The sequence below is a fragment of the Panacibacter ginsenosidivorans genome (assembly GCF_007971225.1).
GTDB classification, from domain to species: domain Bacteria; phylum Bacteroidota; class Bacteroidia; order Chitinophagales; family Chitinophagaceae; genus Panacibacter; species Panacibacter ginsenosidivorans.
Map to the genome: position 1 here is coordinate 67,815 of NZ_CP042435.1, position 19,458 is coordinate 87,272.

The window sequence follows — 19,458 nt, forward strand, 5'->3', positions numbered from 1 at the left end:
AGAAAACACGAATATCAGTAATAATGTTTAACCGTTAATAATAATGTTAGTGAAGAAAAGAATTAGCAGTTATTGGTGGCAAGCTTTTCAGCTTTGGGCATCGCTGGTTGTGTCACTCACTTGTACTTTCTGAACTTTTGTGAGCATAAAATCAGGATATATAGACTGTTTAGGTTTTTATAAAGTAATACCTGCTTTTTTTTAATTTTAGACAATTAGCACTTATATTTGCAGCCCCAAAAGGGAAATGGCTGCGTAGCTCAATTGAATAGAGCATCTGACTACGGATCAGAAGGTTTCAGGTTTGAATCCTGACGCGGTCACTCAGAACGTATTGAATTTCTATAAGAGCCGGCAAATATTTGATTTTGCCGGCTTTTTTGTTTGTATTATCCCTTGCTTAGTCTTACACTAACCTCCAACAATTTAAAGATATACTGCAGATATTGTTTTTGATATACCTAATATTAGTAGCTTAGAAAATTAAGTTGCTAAAAAGTTCTGTAAAAACGATTGGTAGAAAAAAGTAATTACAATGAAAGAATTCCTTGATGAAAATTTTTTACTGGAAACAAAAACAGCGCAGCAGCTCTATCATGAATATGCTGCACCAATGCCCATAATAGATTATCATTGTCATTTACCTCCTGATCACGTTGCAACCGATTTTAATTTCAATAATCTTACGCAGGCATGGTTATATGGAGATCATTACAAATGGCGAGCCATGCGTACCAATGGCGTACAGGAGAAATTTATCACAGGTGAGGCAGATGATAAACAAAAATTTGAACACTGGGCAGCTACCGTTCCTTATACATTGCGCAATCCCTTATACCACTGGACACATCTTGAATTGCAGCGTTATTTTAATGTACAAGACATACTAAATGCTAACTCAGCAGATAAGATATACAATGCGTGTACAGAGCAATTAATAACTAAAGAATATTCTGTTCGCAACCTGTTACGTAAAATGGATGTACGCATTGTATGTACTACAGACGATCCTGTAGATTCGCTGGAGCATCACCGTAAAATAAAAGAGGATGGTTTTGAAATACCCGTATTGCCTGCATTCCGGCCAGATAAAGCAATGGATATATCCGTCGCAACAACATTCAATGCGTACTTGGAAAAATTGGAAAGCGTTAGCAATATTTCTATTACATCTTTTGATGATTATTTAAACGCATTAAAAAATCGTCATAATTTTTTTGAAGCAATGGGTTGCTGCTTAAGTGATCATGGACTGGAAGAAATATACAGTGCAGATTTTACGGATAGTGAGATCAATACGATCTTTAATAAAATACGTTCAGGCAATGATTTGAATAATGATGAACAATATAAATTCAAAAGTGCCATGCTGGTACATTTTGCAGAATGGGATTGGGAAAAAGGTTGGGTACAGCAATTCCATCTTGGTGCATTGCGCAACAATAATTCACGAATGCTGCAGTTATTAGGGCCTGATACAGGCTGGGATTCTATCGGGGATTTTTCACAGGCCAGTGCATTATCAAAATTTTTAAACAAGCTTGATAAAGAAGATAAACTTGCAAAGACCATCATCTATAATCTTAATCCTGCAGACAACGAATTAATGGCCACCATGACCGGCAATTTCAACGATGGTTCTGTTGCGGGCAAAGTGCAATGGGGTTCTGCATGGTGGTTCCTTGATCAGAAAGATGGCATGATAAAACAGCTGAATACCTTATCCAACATGGGTTTGCTTAGCAGGTTTGTTGGCATGCTTACAGATTCAAGAAGCTTTTTATCTTATCCAAGACATGAATATTTTCGCCGTATTCTATGTAATCTTTTTGGGAATGAAATAGAAAACGGTGAATTGCCTAATGATATAAAATGGACAGGAAAAATAATACAGGATATCTGTTATAATAATGCAGCAAACTATTTTACCTGGAATCTGCAAACGAAATAAAGAGAAAAGAATATTCGAATAAAATAAATGTTGTGGTTAAAAACTATCTTCATCATTGTTGATTTATATTCGAAACGTACAAGTGAGTGACACAAGCGGCGATGCCATAACATACAAATGCCGGTAACATAAATCAGCATCTTTAGTTAAATAAATTTTTGACGATATGCAAACCATAGGAAAGTATAGGTGGGTGGTGGTTGTGTTGCTTTTTTTTGCAACTACTATTAATTATCTTGATAGGCAGGTTATTGGGTTATTGAAAGATGATCTTGCAAAAGAATTTAGCTGGACTGAAAAAGACTACAGCAATATTGTAATGGCATTTTCAGCTGCCTATGCGCTCGGCCTTTTATTTTTTGGAAGGATAGTAGATCGCATCGGCACCAAACTTGGCTACACTGTTTCGGTAATAATCTGGAGCTTTGCCGCAATGGCGCATGCACTGGTGAAATCTACACTGGGCTTCGGTATTGCAAGAACGGCGTTGGGTTTGGGTGAATCGGGAAATTTTCCTTCTGCTATTAAATCTGTGGCAGAATGGTTTCCAAAAAAAGACCGTGCATTTGCAACTGGTATATTTAACAGCGGATCAAATGTAGCTGCCATTATCGGTCCGCCTGCTATCGCATGGATATTTGTATCTTATGGCTGGCAGAAGGCATTTATATGGACTGGTGCTATTGGTTTTCTATGGTTGATGTGCTGGCTTATATTTTATGACATACCTGCCAGACAAAAAAGACTTGGCAAAGCAGAATACGATTATATACACAGCGATGTAACAGATGAAAACAACACATCAAAAGTGGGTTGGGCCAAAATACTTTCTGTAAAACAAACATGGGCTTTTGTAATGGGTAAGTTTCTTACCGATCCGGTGTGGTGGTTTTATTTATTCTGGATACCATCTTATTTTAATACAACATATGGGTTAAACATCAGTACGTCTGCTATACATGTTTCTACTATTTATGTTGCAGCAGGTTTTGGAAGTGTACTTGGTGGTTATCTCTCCGGGTATTTTATTAAAAAAGGATTGCCTGTTTATAAAGCAAGAAAAAAGGCAATGTTCATTTTTGCACTTTGTGTTGTGCCGGTAATATTTGTTCGTTACACTGATGATATTTGGATTGCTGTTGCGCTTATAAGCCTTGCTACGGCTGCACACCAGGCATGGAGTGCGAATATATTTACAACTGCATCTGATATGTTTCCAAAGAAAGCACTAAGCTCTGTTGTTGGAATAGGGGGCATGGCGGGCTCAGTGGGTGGTATTCTTTTTCCGTTGCTGATAGGTGTGGTGCTCGATAAATTTAAACTCGCAGGAACAATAAGCACTGGTTACAATATTATCTTTTTTATCTGCGGCACTTCCTATCTGCTGGCTTGGCTTATGATGCACCTGCTTGCGCCGTCTATGAAAAAGGTTGATCTGTAAGAATTTTTTTTGAGGTCAGCTTATCTTTTCATGGCATCGCCTGTTGTGTCACTCACTTGTACGTTCTGTTTTTCAATAATGCTGCAGCATAGCGCATTTTCTACCGGTAATTTTTATCAACCAGGTAATCATATTCCGGATGTTTCTTTAAATAGGAAGCTACAAAAGGACAGTACACAATTATTTTCTTTTGATGTTCTTTTGCCCATTCCAATGCATGCACTGCCAAAGCAGAAGCAATGCCTTTGCCACCTAATGTGTCGGGCACATCTGTATGCATTAGTGCAATATCATCTTTGTAAAAGCGGTACTGCAAAAACGCCAATTCATTATCCATACTTACTTCGAATTGCTGCATTGTTTCGTTGTTGGTAACTATAATTTTTTCCATCGATATTTTTTTATCGGTAGCCCTGGATTAACACTCAAAAACATAATGCTCTAATGTAAGAAAAAATCTATTGCATTTATTGTCGAATAGTTATTGGAGAAGTACAAGTGTGCGACGCAACGGATGATGATAATAATTATGCTGCCTGGATCAAAAAATATTCTCATTAAAATAAAAACCCGGCTATAAATAACCAGGCTTTTTTATACTATGATTTATTACAATCCAAATACGCCTTTGTTGATCAACTGCAGTGTTTCTTTTTTATGCGATGCTGGAATAAGTAAGGAAATATTATTGTTACTGCCTCCATAACTTACCATGCGCAAAGGAATGGAACTGATCGATTCAAAAACTTTCTTCATCACATCAGGTGTTTGCGCAATATCGTTGCCAACAATGGAAACAATGGTCTGGTCTTTATCTATCTCCACATTACCAAATGGTTCAAGCTCCTGTATTATAGCATCAAGGTTTGTATCAGAATCTATTGTTACACTTACAGCTACTTCAGAAGTGGTGATCATATCAATGGAAGTGCGGTATTTTTCAAACACTTCAAATATTTTTCTCAGAAAACCATAAGCCAGTAACATGCGGCTGCTCTTGATCTTGATGGCAATGATGCCATCTTTTGCTGCCACTGCTTTTGCGCCGTTTCCCTTCACATCTCCCTGTATGGTTGTACCCTTTGCATCGGGCTGCATAGTGTTGAGTAATTTAACCGGCACATTGTAATGCTGTGCGGGCCATATACATGCAGGGTGTAAAATCTTCGCACCGAAATAAGCAAGCTCTGCTGCTTCGTCAAAACTTAATAATTCAACGGGCACTGTTTTATCAACAATACGTGGATCATTGTTGTGCATGCCATCAATATCTGTCCATATTTCACATACACTTGCATTAATAGCTGCAGCAATTAATGATGCAGTATAATCACTGCCACCACGTTTTAAATTATCCACTTCACCTCTTGCATTGCGGCAGATATAACCTTGTGTTACAAATAATTTTTTATTGGTGTTTTGTTGCAGCAACTGGCTAAGCTTTACTTTAATGCTGCCCACCTGTGGTTCTTCATTGGCATCAATGCTCATAAATTCAAGTGCAGGCAACAACAAATGATCTATACCATTTTCTTCCAGATAAACGCAGAATAATTTAGTACTCATCAACTCGCCCTGGGCAAGAATATCTTTATTCAACGCATCGCTGAAAGATATTTTCAAAATAATATTCAGGAATTCGAAATGCTCTGTAACAATGGCGTTTGCTTTTAACAATGATGCTTCTGAATGTACCAGTTCTTTTACAAAATTCCTGTAATGTGCTTCCAGCTCATCTATCTTTCGTTTGGCAGCTTCACGGTCGCTGTGTGCAAGACTATCGCTAATAGCTACCAATGCATTGGTAGTTCCGCTTAAAGCGCTGAGCACAACAATTTTAGGTTCGGCATCTTTTGTTATCAGTTGTGCTACCTGGTGCATACGTTCCGGCTTACCTACGCTGGTGCCGCCAAACTTCATAATTTTCATGAGATATTCCCCCGCCCCGATTTTTTGGTTGTATAAAAATTTTGAGGCTGCAAAAGTATATTGTCTGTAAGAAATATGAAGAAGAATTTTGTGTTCCCGGCGTTATAGCCATACTGATCGTCCCTTGCGTCGCACACCTGCGCTGCTTTTCTTTGCGAAGCTTCTGCATTTTAGCATAGCTATAATAAATAAAATTATAGGGCGTTTTCAAAAAAACAATAAGGCTAAAACGTATTAATTATCAATTAATGCATTCAATTACACATTGTTCATAGCCAAAATGACTTAATTTCATTTTTTTGAAACAAAACCGCTGCTTACATGACAACAGCCTTCCTGGTATTTAAGCTGATAATTTTTATTTTCCTGCTTTGTTTGCTCTTCTACTTCTTTGTTTTTACAACCATCAAAAAACTTTTACGACGCAGAAAAATAAGAACACAAGGTGAGAAAGCGCTTGCTTCTGTTATTGATTACAAAATGGCCAAGGATTCAGACAGGGTTCGTTCTTATTTTCCTGTACTGCAGTTCAGAACAAAGGACGACCAGGTAGTAACGGTACATTCAAAGAAAGCAAGAACAACAAAATATCCTGCAGGCCATATGATCACCGTTTATTATATGCGTGCTGATCCTTCCAAATTTTATATTTCAGGTCTTGTACCTTTTATAAAGATCGCCGGTATTATTTTAGGCAGTAGTGGTGTTGTATTGCTTTGCTATGAAATTTTTAAGACGGTAAAGTTGATAATTGCAGGGGCATAATGCTTTAGATAAAGATTTTATACTATTAATTCCAAAACAAATATCTAATTAGATGCATTTAATGCTCCACTATATTCCAACCGATAAAAGGATTGCGACGCAACAGGTGATGCTATGAAATACTATAGCTGATATAATAAAATTATTCTTCCAGTTTCGATGTATCTAACCTTCCGGTGAAGATGCTTTGCATTTCTTTAGCCTGGTAAATATTCCGGTTGAGTTTATTGCCGAGCACAATGATGACAGCAGTATCCTGTACAAGCCTTGTAAATACTGTATTGCTGCCATGCCATTTGCCATTGTGATAAACAATAGTATCGCCATTGTTGAAGAAGAGATGCCAGCCAAGACCATAATTATGTTTGGTTCTTTTTTCAAAACTATAGGGCTCGAAAGCCATTTCTGTTGTTGATTTTCGGGTAAAAAGATTTTCGTATAATACTTTGTCCCAGGTAAAAAGATCACGGGCTGTGCTGTACACATTTTTATCACCGTAGGTACAATCGAGATGATCCATCGGGAAGGGCCTGGTAACAGAATAAGTGGGCACATAATGCAACGTATCCGCCGCAGAAAAAATATAAGTATCTTTTAAACCAAGCGGTGTGAATACACTATCCTTCATGTATTTTGGAAAAGACTGGTTGGTTACATTCTCCACGATAAGCGCCAGCAATAAAAAATTGGTATTACAATAATGATATACACGGTCAGGCGCAGCATCTGCTTTTGGCTGGTGTTCTATCATGAAATTCACCACATCCCAGTTAGTGGCTTTTATTTTTTTGTTCCAGATAGAATCCATGAAGTATAAATAATTGGGAAGACCACTTCTATGATCCAGTAACATTTTTATAGTAATACCATGATAAGGAAGTTTTGGAAAATATTTTTGAATAGAATCGTCAAGGTTTAAGCGGCCTTCTTCCCAAAGCTTCAAAATCGTCATGGCCGTAAATGTTTTGGAGATAGATGCAAGATGAAAAGCGGAGTGCTCATCTACCGGTTGCTTTGTGGCAAAATTGGAAAAGCCTTTGTAATCTTCATATAATATTTCACCATTTTTTGCTACAAGAAAACTGCCGTTAAAACCTGTGGCTACGAGTTTTTTATCATAGTATTGTTCAATGGCAGTACTGTATTTTTTTATTTCAACTTGAGAAAGTGGTCTGAAGATGGAATCCGCTGTATTATTTACTGACGGTTGTTTGTTTTTGTTGTCGTTATTTTGCCCGCAGGCAAATGCACTGAGTAATAAAATAAATGTAAATATAGATCGGTTCACTGATGATTAATATTAGGAGTTTGAGAACGCGGCAAAATAAAAGAAACAGCGCCACATTCTTTTGCGATTATTTTCATTCTAACAATAACTTTACAAATTGTGGATAACAAATGAGTATTGTATTATTTGATAACACCGACCATAAGCATTTATACCCGCTTAATAATGCATGTGCCGTTGCAGATCTTCGTGTTGGTATCTGCACTGCAAAAGGGCGCTGGGAATTGCTTTTGAAACAAACGGTACATGTACATACGGAAGATTACCTTAGTTTATTGTATGGCCCAATACCTTCCGGCTCACATTACTGGATAGATGCATCAATTTTACCCGATACGGCGCTAGCAGAGCGCATTCTTTCACTAAATGAAAATGAAGCGCTGGCAGACACCGGTGGGTTAATTGCAGGTAAGAAAAACTTTGATGGGGCTAATTTCCCCAGGGAAAATTTATTGAACAGTTTTGAAACCATCTGCGAATATGAAACAGCAAAAAGAATTTTTCATGCATGGGATATGTTTGAGCTGAATGATCATATGCTGCGAAGCGATTTTGATTTGCTTACAAAAGATCGTCAATCAAGGCCACTGCCGCAAGGCAATCAATATATCAACCCTGAAAATATTTTTGTTGAAGAAGGTGCAACTATTAGCTGCGCTATCATCAACGCATCCGCAGGCCCTGTTTACATCGGTAAAAATGCCACTATTATGGAAGGAGCCCTTATACGTGGCCCTTTTGCAATGTGTAACGATTCTGTTATAAAAATGGGTGCCAAAATATATGGCGCCACAACGCTCGGTCCATGTTGTGTTGCAGGCGGCGAAATAAAGAACGCAATTCTGCAGGGATACAGTAATAAATCACATGATGGTTATCTTGGCGATGCAGTAATTGGCAAATGGTGCAACCTTGGCGCAGGCACCACCAACAGCAATGTAAAGAATACGGCAAGCATGGTCAAGATGTGGAACACCGTTGCACAGGACTACATAGAAGCCAATATAAAATGTGGTGTGGTAATGGGTGATTACAGCCGCACTGCTATCAATACTTCAATTAACACAGGTAGTGTTATAGGCACATGCTGTAATATTTTTGGCGAAGGTCTGTTACCAAAATATATCCCTGATTTTCAGTGGGGCAGTAAAGGCATCACAAGATATGAGCTGGAGAAAAGTTTTAAAGACATAGATAACTGGAAAAAAATGAAAGGCCAGTCTTTGTCAGATGCCGAAAAGAGAATTTTGCAATATATCTTTGAGACCACTTAATAAAAAACCAACATTTAAATAGAAACAGGACCGTTATGAGAAAACAAATTGCAGCAGCTAACTGGAAAATGAATCTTACCATTCAGCAGGGCGAACAATTACTTGATGCCATCATTGCAAAGCCGCATAGTTTATCGGCATACCAGCAGGCAGTATTTGCAGTGCCCTTTCCTTACCTGGCCATGGCGCAACAAAAAATTGCAGGGAAGAACAATGTATTTATAGCTGCACAAAACTGTTATAGTAAAAAAAGTGGTGCATATACCGGCGAGACATCTGTTGAAATGTTACAATCACTTGGAATAAGTGTGGTGGTGCTAGGCCACTCAGAGCGCCGCGAATATTTTGAAGAGAGTAACCAGTTTCTTGCAGACAAAGTAAATATCTGTCTCGAATATAATATTACTCCTATCTTTTGTTGTGGTGAACCGCTTAGCATTCGAGAAGCAGGTACGCAAAATCAGTTTGTAGAAAAGCAATTAGAAGAATCATTGTTTCATTTGTCTGCAGAGCAGGTGCAAAAGATCGTGATAGCTTACGAACCAATCTGGGCAATAGGTACAGGTAAAACAGCAACCAGCGCACAGGCACAGGAAATGCATGCATACCTGCGTTCTGTGTTTGCGGGTAAGTATGGAAATGAGGTTGCCAATAATATCAGCATTTTATATGGTGGCAGCGTTAAGGCCTCTAACGCAAAAGAAATATTTTCACAGCCCGATGTTGATGGCGGTCTTGTAGGTGGTGCATCATTGATAGCAGATGAATTTGTAACGATCATCAACAGTTTGAAATAGTAACAGTTGAGTGTGTAATATTATTGCACAAACTGCATTACTACTATGATGCTTTTGTTGTGTCACTCACTTGTACGTCAACAATAATTTCAGCAATTATGAAACGCCATGTGCAATTACAACCATTATCAAGGCAACACCATAATGGTTTACTGGCGGTATTACTGTTGAAAAAAGGAATTAAAAAAGCAGCATCTTCAAAAGAGATGGCTGCTTTTATTTTTGATTTCTGGCATAAAGATATTGAAGAGCACTTTAAAGCAGAAGAAAATTTTCTGGTGCCCGCTGTTGCCAATGCTGATTGCGATAAAGCACTTATAGAAACACTCAAAGAAGAACATGCTGTCTTGCGCTCCTATATTTCTTTGCTTCAGCATAACCCAAGAAATATGGAGGTGATTGAAAAATTTACAAATCTGCTGGAACAGCATATCCGTTTTGAAGAGAAAATATTTTTTCCTGCTGCAGAAAACTGCTTAACTGAAGAACAGTTAACAGAACTAGGCAAACACCTGCATGAAGGAGATACGCAGAACTGCATGAATTATCCTGTAAAATTCTGGGAATAAGATAACAGCGCTTATCCTGTAAAAGATATACTACAACAAAGAATCGTACTTTAGCAGCATAGAGCACACTAATGAATTTTAAGAAGCTACTTGCACAAAGCATTTTCTGGCGTGGATTTTATTTCTTTTCCGTTTTACTGGTCAATGTATTTTTATCAAGGTATCTGAAAGCAGCTGGTTCAGGCAGTCTTTATTTTCTTACTATCATTTTTTCTTTCCTGCAGGTTGTGCTGGCATTGGGTTTCGAACAAGGCTTTACTTATTTTGCTTCGGGTAATATTATCCGGCGCAACAAGCTTTTAAGTTTTGCAGGTTTATGGAGTGTTGTTGCAGGATTACTAATGATCGGCCTGGTACATCTTTATTTTCTTATAGACAAGACTATTGATGCAGGTCTACTACCTGCATGGTCATTATATGGTTTTCTATATATAAGCGGCCAAACGCTGATGGGTTATATAACAGCATTGTACTATACAAAAGAAAATTATATACTTCCCAATTTATTGCTTTCGCTGGTAAATATCATTTTTGTGATCATCATTCCATCCAAAGATGCTCCGACGAATGCAGGAGACGCCGCACATATAACTACACTTTATTTCTATACTTTCTTTGTATCCGGAATAGTATTGATCATTTCATTTTTTTTATACAACAGGAGAGAAGGGGTTTTTGGACTGCCACCTGTTCAACACCTGAAAAAGTTTTTACAATACTCGCTTACAGCACTTAGTGCCAATGTTATTTTTTTTTTAGTGTACAGGATAGATTATCTTTTTGTAAACAACAGCCCCGTTGCTACTGCGGCCGATCTTGGCAATTATATACAGGTGGCCAAGCTTGGGCAAATGTTGCTGATAGTGCCACAGATCATTGCCAGCGTAGTGTTTCCAAGAACAGCAAGCGGGTCTGACAGGCAGCGTTTGAATCATATTATTATGGTGATGGCAAGATTATTTTCACAATTATTTTTGTTGTTATTTATTGGCGTATTACTGCTTGGAAAGTTTTTCTTTATTAAAATATTTGGAGAAACATTTAACGCCATGCAAATACCTATGCTTCTTTTGATACCAGGCATTTTTTCTTTAAGTGTTTTGGTGTTGCTCTCCGCTTATTTTTCCGGTAAGGGGAAAGTAAAAGTAAATGTACAGGGTGCACTACTTGCATTGGTAGTGATGGTTGTGGGTGCATGGATCTTTGTGCCTCGTTATGGCATCATTGCAGCAGCGGCAGTTAGTACAGTAAGCTATGCAGTTAATATGGGTTATTCATTGTATATTTTTTATAAGGATTATCAGGTAAACTTTTTTGATTTTTTTAAATGGAGAAAAGAAGATTATTACTGGATAAAGAACCTGCTGGTAAAAGAAAAAGAAATATGAGTTTGCTCGTTTATGATGTGTAAAGTAGTTAATAATATACATCATACATGCAGCAGCGATACCGAACGTACAAGAGTGCGACGCAACAGCAGTTTAGTATTTATTCAAAAGCCCGGCACATAAAAATTCTAATAACTACAGAAGAAAATTTGCGATGAGAATATTGTGGTTGGCCAGTTGGTACCCCAATCCATATGAACCTTTTAATGGCGATTTTATACAACGCCATGCACAGGCAGTTGCTGAATTGTTGCCTGTTGATGTAATTCATGTATTGCAGGCAGGCAGAAGTTTGCCGGTAGAAAAAACAGCACTTATAGTGAACAAAAAAAATGGCCTTACAGAATATGTTCATGTATTTAAGTTCAGGCCTTTTGGTATTGCGTGGGTTGATAAATTGTGGTATAATATTTTGTATCACCGGTATTATAGTAAAATAATAAAAGAATATTTTGCTAAGAATGGAAAGCCTGATCTTATTCATGTACATGTACCGGTAAAAGCTGGCCTGATTGCATTACGGCTTTTAAAAAAAAAGAATATTCCTTTTATCGTTTCTGAGCAGTCATCACATTATGAAGAAACATCTCCTGACTATTTTTTAAAACGCAGCAAATATTTCCAGGTTAACACAAGACGTATTTTCAGCAATGCTATTTCGGTAACGAATGTTTCTGAAACTATTGGTAAAAAACTGCAATCATATTTTGAATTAAAAAACTACCGTACAATTCATAATCTTGTTGATACAGACCTGTTTTATTATAAACAGAAAGAGAAAAACAACAAACTGCGTTTTATACATGTATCTGCAATGGGGGAACAAAAAAATCCTGCGGGTATTATAAGAGCGTTGGCACAATTGAATATTTTCCACAAAGAGTGGGAATGTGTTTTGTGTGGTCCATATAAACAAGAGCTTAAATTAATGGTTGAAGAAAATGAACTGCATGCACAAATACAGTTTACCGGAGAAGTGGCGCATGATCGTGTGGCCAAAGAAATGCAGCAGGCTGATGTTTTTATACTGTTCAGTAATCATGAAAATTTTCCCTGTGTTGTAGCAGAGGCTTTGTGCTGCGGCTTGCCGGTTATTGCTGCCAACGCGGGTGGTGTGGCTGAAGCGGTTAATGATAGCAATGGTATTATTGTAAATGCAGGAGATGTGGAACAATTAACCAATGCCCTGCACAATATTGTGAAGAGCTTTGATAAATATGACCGTGCAATTATCTCAGCTAACGCAAAAGTGCTTTATAATAAAAAAAGAATTGCTGAGCAATTCGTGGAATTATATAATGATATAAATAATAGCCTTATTAATAAGGGCTATGAAAAACCACTATAATAATTATAGTTGCCAGCAGCCAGCCGTAAATGTAATAATTAATGAGATTATTCAGCCGCATATACTGCTTTCGTGACTGGTTATTACTCATGTAGAGATCACTTTTAGTATATACACGAAAGAAACTTGAAACAACTGCAGGCACATCAAAACCTTTGCTCCTGAATACGAGCACAATTTTAAGAATGATAGCAATTACTGTAAGAATATGCAGGTAAATAATAATATTATGCAGTACTTCAAGCGAATAATCCATTTTTCATTTCAATTTTGGTTTACAATAGTGTTAGCTGTTTTCATTTTACATAGTTTTTCATCTCCCAATTGACAGTTCGCAAAAACGCATACAGCAGGCAAAAGATTGTTGAAATAAATTCAGAAAGTAGAAGTACAATACCCATGATGTCTTCGAAGTGAAGATAACACGAATTCTTTACATAAAGATTATCCAATGATTATCTTTGCCGCATTATGAAGCATATCAGGAATTTTTGCATTATCGCGCATATTGATCACGGGAAAAGTACACTTGCAGACAGGTTGCTGGAACATACCAAGACCATTGGTGAAAGAGATATGATGAACCAGGTCTTGGACGATATGGATCTTGAAAGGGAAAAAGGAATTACCATTAAAAGCCATGCCATACAGATTAATTATCCATATAAAGGGGAAGAATATACCCTCAACCTTATTGACACACCGGGCCACGTAGATTTTAGTTACGAAGTAAGCCGTGCACTTGCGGCATGTGAAGGTGCATTACTACTGGTAGATGCATCACAGGGTATACAGGCACAAACAATCAGTAATTTATACCTCGCGTTAGACAATGACCTGGAAATAATTCCTGTCATTAATAAGATTGATATGGATGGCGCTATGATACCTGAAGTTACAGACCAGATCATAGACCTTATCGGTTGCAAACAAGAAGATATATTGTTAGCAAGTGGCAAATCAGGAATTGGTATAGAAGCAATACTGGCAGCCATCGTTGAAAGAATACCTGCGCCTAAAGGGGATGAAAATGGCCAGTTGCAGGCATTGATCTTTGATAGTGTGTTCAACAGTTTTCGTGGCATCATTATCTATTACCGCATCCTTAACGGAAGCATAAAAAAAGGGGATAAGATACAGTTCGCTTCCACAGGACAGGAATATTTTGCCGATGAAATTGGCGTGCTAAAACTTACCATGACACCCAAGCCGGAAGTTAAATGCGGTGATGTTGGTTATCTTATCACCGGCATCAAAGTAGCCAAAGAAGTAAAGGTCGGCGATACCATTACGCTTGCCAATAATCCTGCTCCCATGATCAAAGGTTTTGAAGAAGTAAAACCCATGGTATTTGCAGGAATATTCCCGGTGAATACCGATGATTTTGCAGAATTGCGTGATTGTATGGAAAAACTGCAGCTCAATGATGCTTCTCTTACATTCGAACTTGAAACATCACAGGCTCTGGGCTTCGGTTTCCGTTGCGGCTTTCTTGGATTGCTGCATATGGAAATCATCCAGGAACGTTTGGAGCGTGAGTTCAATCAAACTGTTATTACCACTGTTCCCAATGTTAGTTTTATTGCATACACCTCAAAAGGTGATAAGATCATTGTAAATAACCCGGCTGAAATGCCCGACCCTACAAAGCTCGACAGGATCGAAGAACCATTTATCAAAGCACAGATCATTACGCTACCCGATTATATTGGTAATATCATGACGCTCTGTCTTGGCAAACGTGGTATACTTATCAACCAGAGTTATCTTACTACTACACGTGTGGAATTGACATTCGAGATGCCTCTTACCGAGATCGTGTTTGATTTTTATGATAAACTAAAAAGCCAGACACGTGGTTATGCGTCTTTTGATTATTCGCCTATTGGTTACCGCGAAGCAGATATTATCAAGATGGATATCCTGCTTAATGGAGATAAGGTGGACGCATTAAGCGCATTGATCCACCGCAGCCGTGCACAGGATTTTGGCCGCAAGCTCTGCGAAAAATTAAAAGAACTGGTACCACGCCAGCAGTTCCAGATCGTTATACAGGCTGCCATTGGCGCAAAAATACTGGCCCGTGAAAATATCAGCGCTATGCGTAAAGATGTAACTGCAAAATGTTACGGCGGCGATATAAGCCGTAAACGAAAGCTGCTCGAGAAACAGAAAGAAGGTAAGAAACGTATGCGCCAGATCGGTAATGTAGAAGTGCCGCAGGAAGCATTCTTAGCCGTACTGAAATTAGATTAGCGCTTATATAATTTATTTTTTAAAAAAAGCCGGAGATAATTTTTTTGTCTCCGGCTTTTGTATTTTATAGCATCACCGGTTGTGTCACTCACTTGTACGTTCTGTTTTATAGGCAGCTTTTTGAAGTCCTATATATTTAAGGTTTATACTTTTTGTCAAGCAACTTGAAGTAAACATAAAAGAAAGCGTTATCTAATGTTGAGGACCAAAATCTATGAACATAATTATATTTTTCTGGTAAACCATTTATTCCTTTTCTATAGCCAATCACTGTCAGGTCACTGCCATCTGTTCCTCTTCTGTTATTCTCTTTTTTCAAGCCCCAGAAGTCAGCATTATACAGCTTAGAAGTTAATTCGTCCCATTGATTTATTTGTAAAATTGTGCTGTCACTTTTAGCAACTTTTGGAGGCGTATAATTGATATCGTCACGATTGAAATGAGTATAATACAGCATAATCATATCCTGTTGTTTGGTTATTGTAACAACATCATATGAAGGTGAGGCAACTATAGAAAAAATAAATCTATAGGCTTCGTCTACATTTAGGTTTTGAAGTTTAGGCAAAGGGATATCAGAATCCCATAAGTCCCAATTTGCACGTTCTCTACTACTATTTTTATCAATATCTTGTTGAAGTTGGTGAAAGAAAGTTGTGTCATTTGAAATGTATGCTCTTAATATTTTATAATTTATTTCAGAGGTGTCATACTGTCCGGAGGTATCAATTATGCTCAAATATTTATGAGTTACTGAATCTCTTAAGAGATAAGTTTCAGAGCCGCTATTGCAAGCATAAAATTGTGTCAATAAAATAAGTAATAGCAGGTATCGCATTAATTGAATAATAAAAAGTATCCCAGCAGGATTGCTCCAACTCAAAAATATGCGAAAGTTTTCTCAGATAAAATAGCAAGGCTTTATTATTTTATGTAAACGATTTTTCCTGCTCATACTATTTTCAACAGTACAAGAGTGCGACGCAAGGAACGATGAGAAATGAGAAGAAGCTAGTACAAAAATATTTTACTGACAACCTCTGTCGATTCTTGACTGCTCATCGTTATTAGGAAAGCAATTACCGGAGGGGAGTGATGCAGGCTCATACCTTACAAGATTAGGATCATACAAAGCATCACGAACAAATTTCACCAGCTTTCCTATTTCATCTTCTGTTAAACCTAATGGCTGAAACATTTTTGATAGTTGCGATAAGGGTACATTCGCATTCTGTGGTATCCCGGCATTCTTATAACGAATTACTTCTTCTACAGAAGAAAAAGAACCACCATGTCCTAATGCGGTTACATCTCTCAGGTTATACAATTGTGGTACTTTAAATTTATATATATCCCTGGCTTTACCAGTAAAACCACCACGGCCTTTGCTTTCGCGATTATCAGGGGCTACATTAAATGCGCCGTTCACTCCATTTTGCATATCGTTCATACCAAGTGCTACAAACTGCATACTGTTAAGTGCAGGCCCATTGTGGCAATTGCTGCATTTTGCTTTTCCAAAGAAAAGTGACTTGCCGTCTTTTTCGGCTTTCGTCATAGCTTTTAAATCACCTCTTAAGTAGCGTTGAAAAGGGGATTGGTTTGCGAGTAATGTTCTTTGGTAAGCAGCCAATGCAAGAGAGACCGTCCGGCTGTTAATTCTTTCAGTATCGGGTAATTCAGGAAATGCAAGATCAAAGAGATTTTTATAAGTTTCATTGGAAGCGAGCCACGCAGTATCGGGATTAAGCCTGTGTTTTTGCCGTGATGCAAGCCCTAAAATTTCCAGGCCATATAACCCGGTAAAATTATTACTGTTGCCATCACTGGTCCATAAATTCTCTGTGCCTATATTTAAGCCAACACCACCTAATTCTCCGTTCCAAAGCATTATATCCTGGTAAGCACTACCTAACAATGAAGGTGCACGTATTGGTTGCACATCAATGTTCTCTGTTTGATAAATTGCAGAAGGAATTCTTAATTCTCCTGCAATGCCAAAACCTGAACCTCCTTCACTAATAGCTTGTGTAAGCCCTGATTGAAAACCCGCTTCAGCATGATGACAAGAAGCACAAGAATAAGTGTGCAAACCTTCAGTTTGTTTTGGATTTAAACCAAGCCTTGTTTCATGAAACAATAATTTACCAAGTTCTACTTTGTCTGCATTAAGTGGATTTTGGGGATCTTGTGGAATAGAAGCATAATCGTTGCTCATTGGCTGAATCATCGCACTAAGATCTTTTGCATCAGATAAATCGGCGGCAGTTACATGATCGATATGCTGAACATCTGTTTTCTGGCAGGCATATAGAAAGAATGCAACCAGGGCTAATGTAGCAAGGATTTTTTTCATGGGTCTTATTTCGTAGTTTTCGAATAGGGGCAATCAAGGATGCGGATAAAGTGGTTTATAAAAGGATAGCAGATAGAGGTTATGTAAGGTACAAATTTTATAAGCCGGAAACTATATGAAATTATTACTTAAACAGGATTTTATCAAGGATTTTTATCGAAAGTTTCTTTAGCGCACTGTAGCCATTTTAAATATTCTGCAGCATCGGGTGTATAACCAACAGGATGGTTTAATGTTTTTTCATTATTGTCAAGCAATACATACCATGGCTGGGAAGTTTTTTCAAAATTCTCTGTTTGAAAAGTGGCCCATTTATCACCTATCGTTTCTATGTCTTTCGGTTTGCCTAGTTTAGTTGTATAAGTGAATCTTTGTTCTATAGGTAGCTTGCTACGGTCATCTACATATAAGGAAACAAGAATGAAATTGTTTTGTATAAACTCTTTTACCGCAGGTTGTGTCCAAACATTTTCTTCCATCTTGCGGCAATTAACACAGGCCCATCCGGTAAAGTCAATCATTAAAGGCTTATGCTGCGCTTTTGCCAACTGCAAAGCTTTTTCATAATCATTTACCACGTTGGCTTCAAGACCTTTATTGAGTACATTGTCTTTACCATAGACACTGTAAGAGAGTGGCGGCGGAAAACCGCTCAGCAATTGCAGGTTGGCATATTTTGAGGAGGTAACACCGGGAATAAGATATAATGTAAAGATCAAAGCTATAACACCGGCAATTTTTCTTCCTTTGCTGATCTGCATGCCTTTGTAATCATGTGGAAGCCGTATTACACCAAACAAATAAAGTGTAAGGCCAAGACTTATCAATACCCAAAGGCCAATAAATATTTCTCTTTTTAAAATGCCCCAATGCATTACAAGATCTGCATTGGATAAGAACTTCAACGCTAAAGCCAGTTCAAGAAAAGCCAATACTTTTTTTACGGTATCAAGCCAGCCACCGGATTTTGGTAATGACTGCAGCCAATGCGGAAAGATGGCAAACAATGCAAAAGGCAATGCCAGCGCCAAGCCAAAACCTGCAAGCCCGCTGGTGAGTTCCCATGCACCACCACTTAATGAACCAACGAGTAACGAGCCGAGAATCGGCCCTGTACAGGAGAACGAAACAATGGCGAGTGTAAGCGCCATAAAGAAAATACCGCCAAAACTGCCAAGACTTCCTTTAGCATCTGCTTTACCTGCAATAGTGCTGGGTAATGTTATTTCGAAGAAGCCAAAGAAAGAAAATGCAAATACAATAAAGATGATAAAGAAGATAACATTCAGCCATACATTGGTAGAAATGTTATTGAATATTTCAGGCTGTACATTGCCAAGAATATGAAAAGGAATACTGGCAAGCGTATAGATAAGAAAAATAAAAAAGCCGTAAAGTATGCCATTGCGTATAGCTTGTTTTCTTCCTCCTGATCTTTTGGTAAAGAAAGAAACAGTAACAGGTATCATCGGGAATACACAAGGGGTGAGCAATGCAATTAACCCACCAATAAAACCAAGAAAGAAGACAGTTAGTAAACTGCTGTTTGCTGCAGCGCCGCTGTCTCCGCAATTATTAAGTGGATTATTTATATCAAGATTTTCAATGCGTATGCGTTGTGCATTGGAAGATGCGGCAATGCCACCTTCTAATGCAACAGAGAATGTTTGTTCCGGATTTTGAAATTCACCTTTCTTGCCAAGAAAAGCGGTGATCTTTCCTTTTAGTTCAGCGGGAATAGTGCCACTGATAGTAAAATGTTGTTTTATCTCAACACTACCTTTATAAACATTTACCTGCTTGTTTTCAAAAGTGGCATCTGCAATTTGTTGTGTTGTTCCGGCGAAGCTGAGTGGTTGAGCATTCCTGGCATTTTCGTAATCGTAACTAACAATCACTGTTTCCTGCAAACCATCCACAGCAGGCGTTACGCCATATAAGTACCAATCTGCAGGAATAGTTGTTGCTGCTTTTAATTCATATACACTGTCTGCAATGCGCTTTATACTAACCTGCCATTTTAATAAACTATCCGTTTGTCCAAATGAATAAAAGGCCGTCAGTAAAAAGAAGACAGGTAGTAAAAACTTTTTCAT

Annotated in this window: 16 protein-coding genes and 1 tRNA gene; 10 read left to right on the forward strand and 7 right to left on the reverse strand. The window is 37.9% G+C overall.

Annotated features, from left to right (window positions below):
- Positions 1–249: 249 nt before the first annotated feature.
- The 3 genes from FRZ67_RS00310 to FRZ67_RS00320 all read left to right on the forward strand — a co-directional run bounded on the left by FRZ67_RS00310 (position 250) and on the right by FRZ67_RS00320 (position 3,392).
- A tRNA-Arg gene (locus FRZ67_RS00310) sits at positions 250–323 on the forward strand.
- 212 nt (positions 324–535) lie between these two features.
- Positions 536–1,951 (forward strand): glucuronate isomerase, encoded by a 1,416-nt coding sequence (gene uxaC / locus FRZ67_RS00315; protein ID WP_147187619.1) that lies wholly within the window; start codon positions 536–538, stop codon positions 1,949–1,951.
- Positions 1,952–2,117: 166 nt separating this feature from the next.
- Positions 2,118–3,392, forward strand: a complete 1,275-nt coding sequence (locus tag FRZ67_RS00320; protein ID WP_147187620.1) for an MFS transporter — start codon at positions 2,118–2,120, stop codon at positions 3,390–3,392.
- Between the two features lie 100 nt (positions 3,393–3,492).
- On the opposite strand, the gene FRZ67_RS00325 is transcribed toward FRZ67_RS00320, so the two are convergent.
- Entirely contained in the window at positions 3,493–3,783 is a 291-nt protein-coding gene (locus tag FRZ67_RS00325; protein ID WP_225975459.1) for a GNAT family N-acetyltransferase, read from the reverse strand.
- A 218-nt stretch (positions 3,784–4,001) separates the two neighbouring features.
- Entirely contained in the window at positions 4,002–5,321 is a 1,320-nt protein-coding gene (locus FRZ67_RS00330; RefSeq protein WP_147187621.1) for an aspartate kinase, read from the reverse strand.
- A gap of 321 nt (positions 5,322–5,642) precedes the next feature.
- Here FRZ67_RS00330 and FRZ67_RS00335 point away from each other — a divergent pair, with 321 nt between their 5' ends.
- Positions 5,643–6,086: a DUF3592 domain-containing protein gene (locus FRZ67_RS00335; RefSeq protein ID WP_147187622.1), complete on the forward strand. Its 444-nt coding sequence runs from the start codon at positions 5,643–5,645 to the stop codon at positions 6,084–6,086.
- 142 nt (positions 6,087–6,228) lie between these two features.
- On the opposite strand, the gene FRZ67_RS00340 is transcribed toward FRZ67_RS00335, so the two are convergent.
- Complete coding sequence (locus tag FRZ67_RS00340; protein ID WP_147187623.1) at positions 6,229–7,374, reverse strand: serine hydrolase domain-containing protein; 1,146 nt, start codon at positions 7,372–7,374, stop codon at positions 6,229–6,231.
- 110 nt (positions 7,375–7,484) lie between these two features.
- On the opposite strand from FRZ67_RS00340, the gene FRZ67_RS00345 reads away from it, so the two are divergent.
- From FRZ67_RS00345 to FRZ67_RS00365, 5 genes are all read left to right on the forward strand, one after another.
- Entirely contained in the window at positions 7,485–8,648 is a 1,164-nt protein-coding gene (locus tag FRZ67_RS00345; protein ID WP_147187624.1) for a putative sugar nucleotidyl transferase, read from the forward strand.
- A 35-nt stretch (positions 8,649–8,683) separates the two neighbouring features.
- Positions 8,684–9,445: a triose-phosphate isomerase gene (gene tpiA / locus FRZ67_RS00350; protein ID WP_147187625.1), complete on the forward strand. Its 762-nt coding sequence runs from the start codon at positions 8,684–8,686 to the stop codon at positions 9,443–9,445.
- Between the two features lie 98 nt (positions 9,446–9,543).
- A complete protein-coding gene (locus FRZ67_RS00355) occupies positions 9,544–10,014 on the forward strand; it encodes a hemerythrin domain-containing protein (RefSeq protein ID WP_147187626.1) in 471 nt (156 codons plus the stop codon).
- A gap of 71 nt (positions 10,015–10,085) precedes the next feature.
- A complete protein-coding gene (locus tag FRZ67_RS00360) occupies positions 10,086–11,402 on the forward strand; it encodes a lipopolysaccharide biosynthesis protein (protein ID WP_147187627.1) in 1,317 nt (438 codons plus the stop codon).
- A gap of 154 nt (positions 11,403–11,556) precedes the next feature.
- Positions 11,557–12,750: a glycosyltransferase family 4 protein gene (locus tag FRZ67_RS00365; protein WP_147187628.1), complete on the forward strand. Its 1,194-nt coding sequence runs from the start codon at positions 11,557–11,559 to the stop codon at positions 12,748–12,750.
- On the opposite strand, the gene FRZ67_RS00370 is transcribed toward FRZ67_RS00365, so the two are convergent.
- Positions 12,722–13,006, reverse strand: coding sequence for a hypothetical protein (locus FRZ67_RS00370; protein WP_147187629.1), 285 nt, complete (start codon positions 13,004–13,006; stop codon positions 12,722–12,724). The genes FRZ67_RS00365 and FRZ67_RS00370 overlap by 29 nt on opposite strands.
- A 215-nt stretch (positions 13,007–13,221) precedes the next feature.
- Here FRZ67_RS00370 and lepA point away from each other — a divergent pair, with 215 nt between their 5' ends.
- Positions 13,222–15,006 (forward strand): translation elongation factor 4, encoded by a 1,785-nt coding sequence (gene lepA / locus FRZ67_RS00375; protein WP_147187630.1) that lies wholly within the window; start codon positions 13,222–13,224, stop codon positions 15,004–15,006.
- A gap of 136 nt (positions 15,007–15,142) precedes the next feature.
- On the opposite strand, the gene FRZ67_RS00380 is transcribed toward lepA, so the two are convergent.
- The 3 genes from FRZ67_RS00380 to FRZ67_RS00390 all read right to left on the reverse strand — a co-directional run bounded on the left by FRZ67_RS00380 (position 15,143) and on the right by FRZ67_RS00390 (position 19,458).
- Entirely contained in the window at positions 15,143–15,889 is a 747-nt protein-coding gene (locus FRZ67_RS00380; RefSeq protein WP_147187631.1) for a hypothetical protein, read from the reverse strand.
- Between the two features lie 144 nt (positions 15,890–16,033).
- Complete coding sequence (locus FRZ67_RS00385; RefSeq protein WP_147187632.1) at positions 16,034–17,362, reverse strand: cytochrome c peroxidase; 1,329 nt, start codon at positions 17,360–17,362, stop codon at positions 16,034–16,036.
- 143 nt (positions 17,363–17,505) lie between these two features.
- Positions 17,506–19,458 carry a protein-disulfide reductase DsbD family protein gene (locus FRZ67_RS00390; RefSeq protein WP_147187633.1) on the reverse strand — a complete coding sequence of 651 codons (1,953 nt, stop codon included), beginning with the start codon at positions 19,456–19,458 and terminating at the stop codon, positions 17,506–17,508.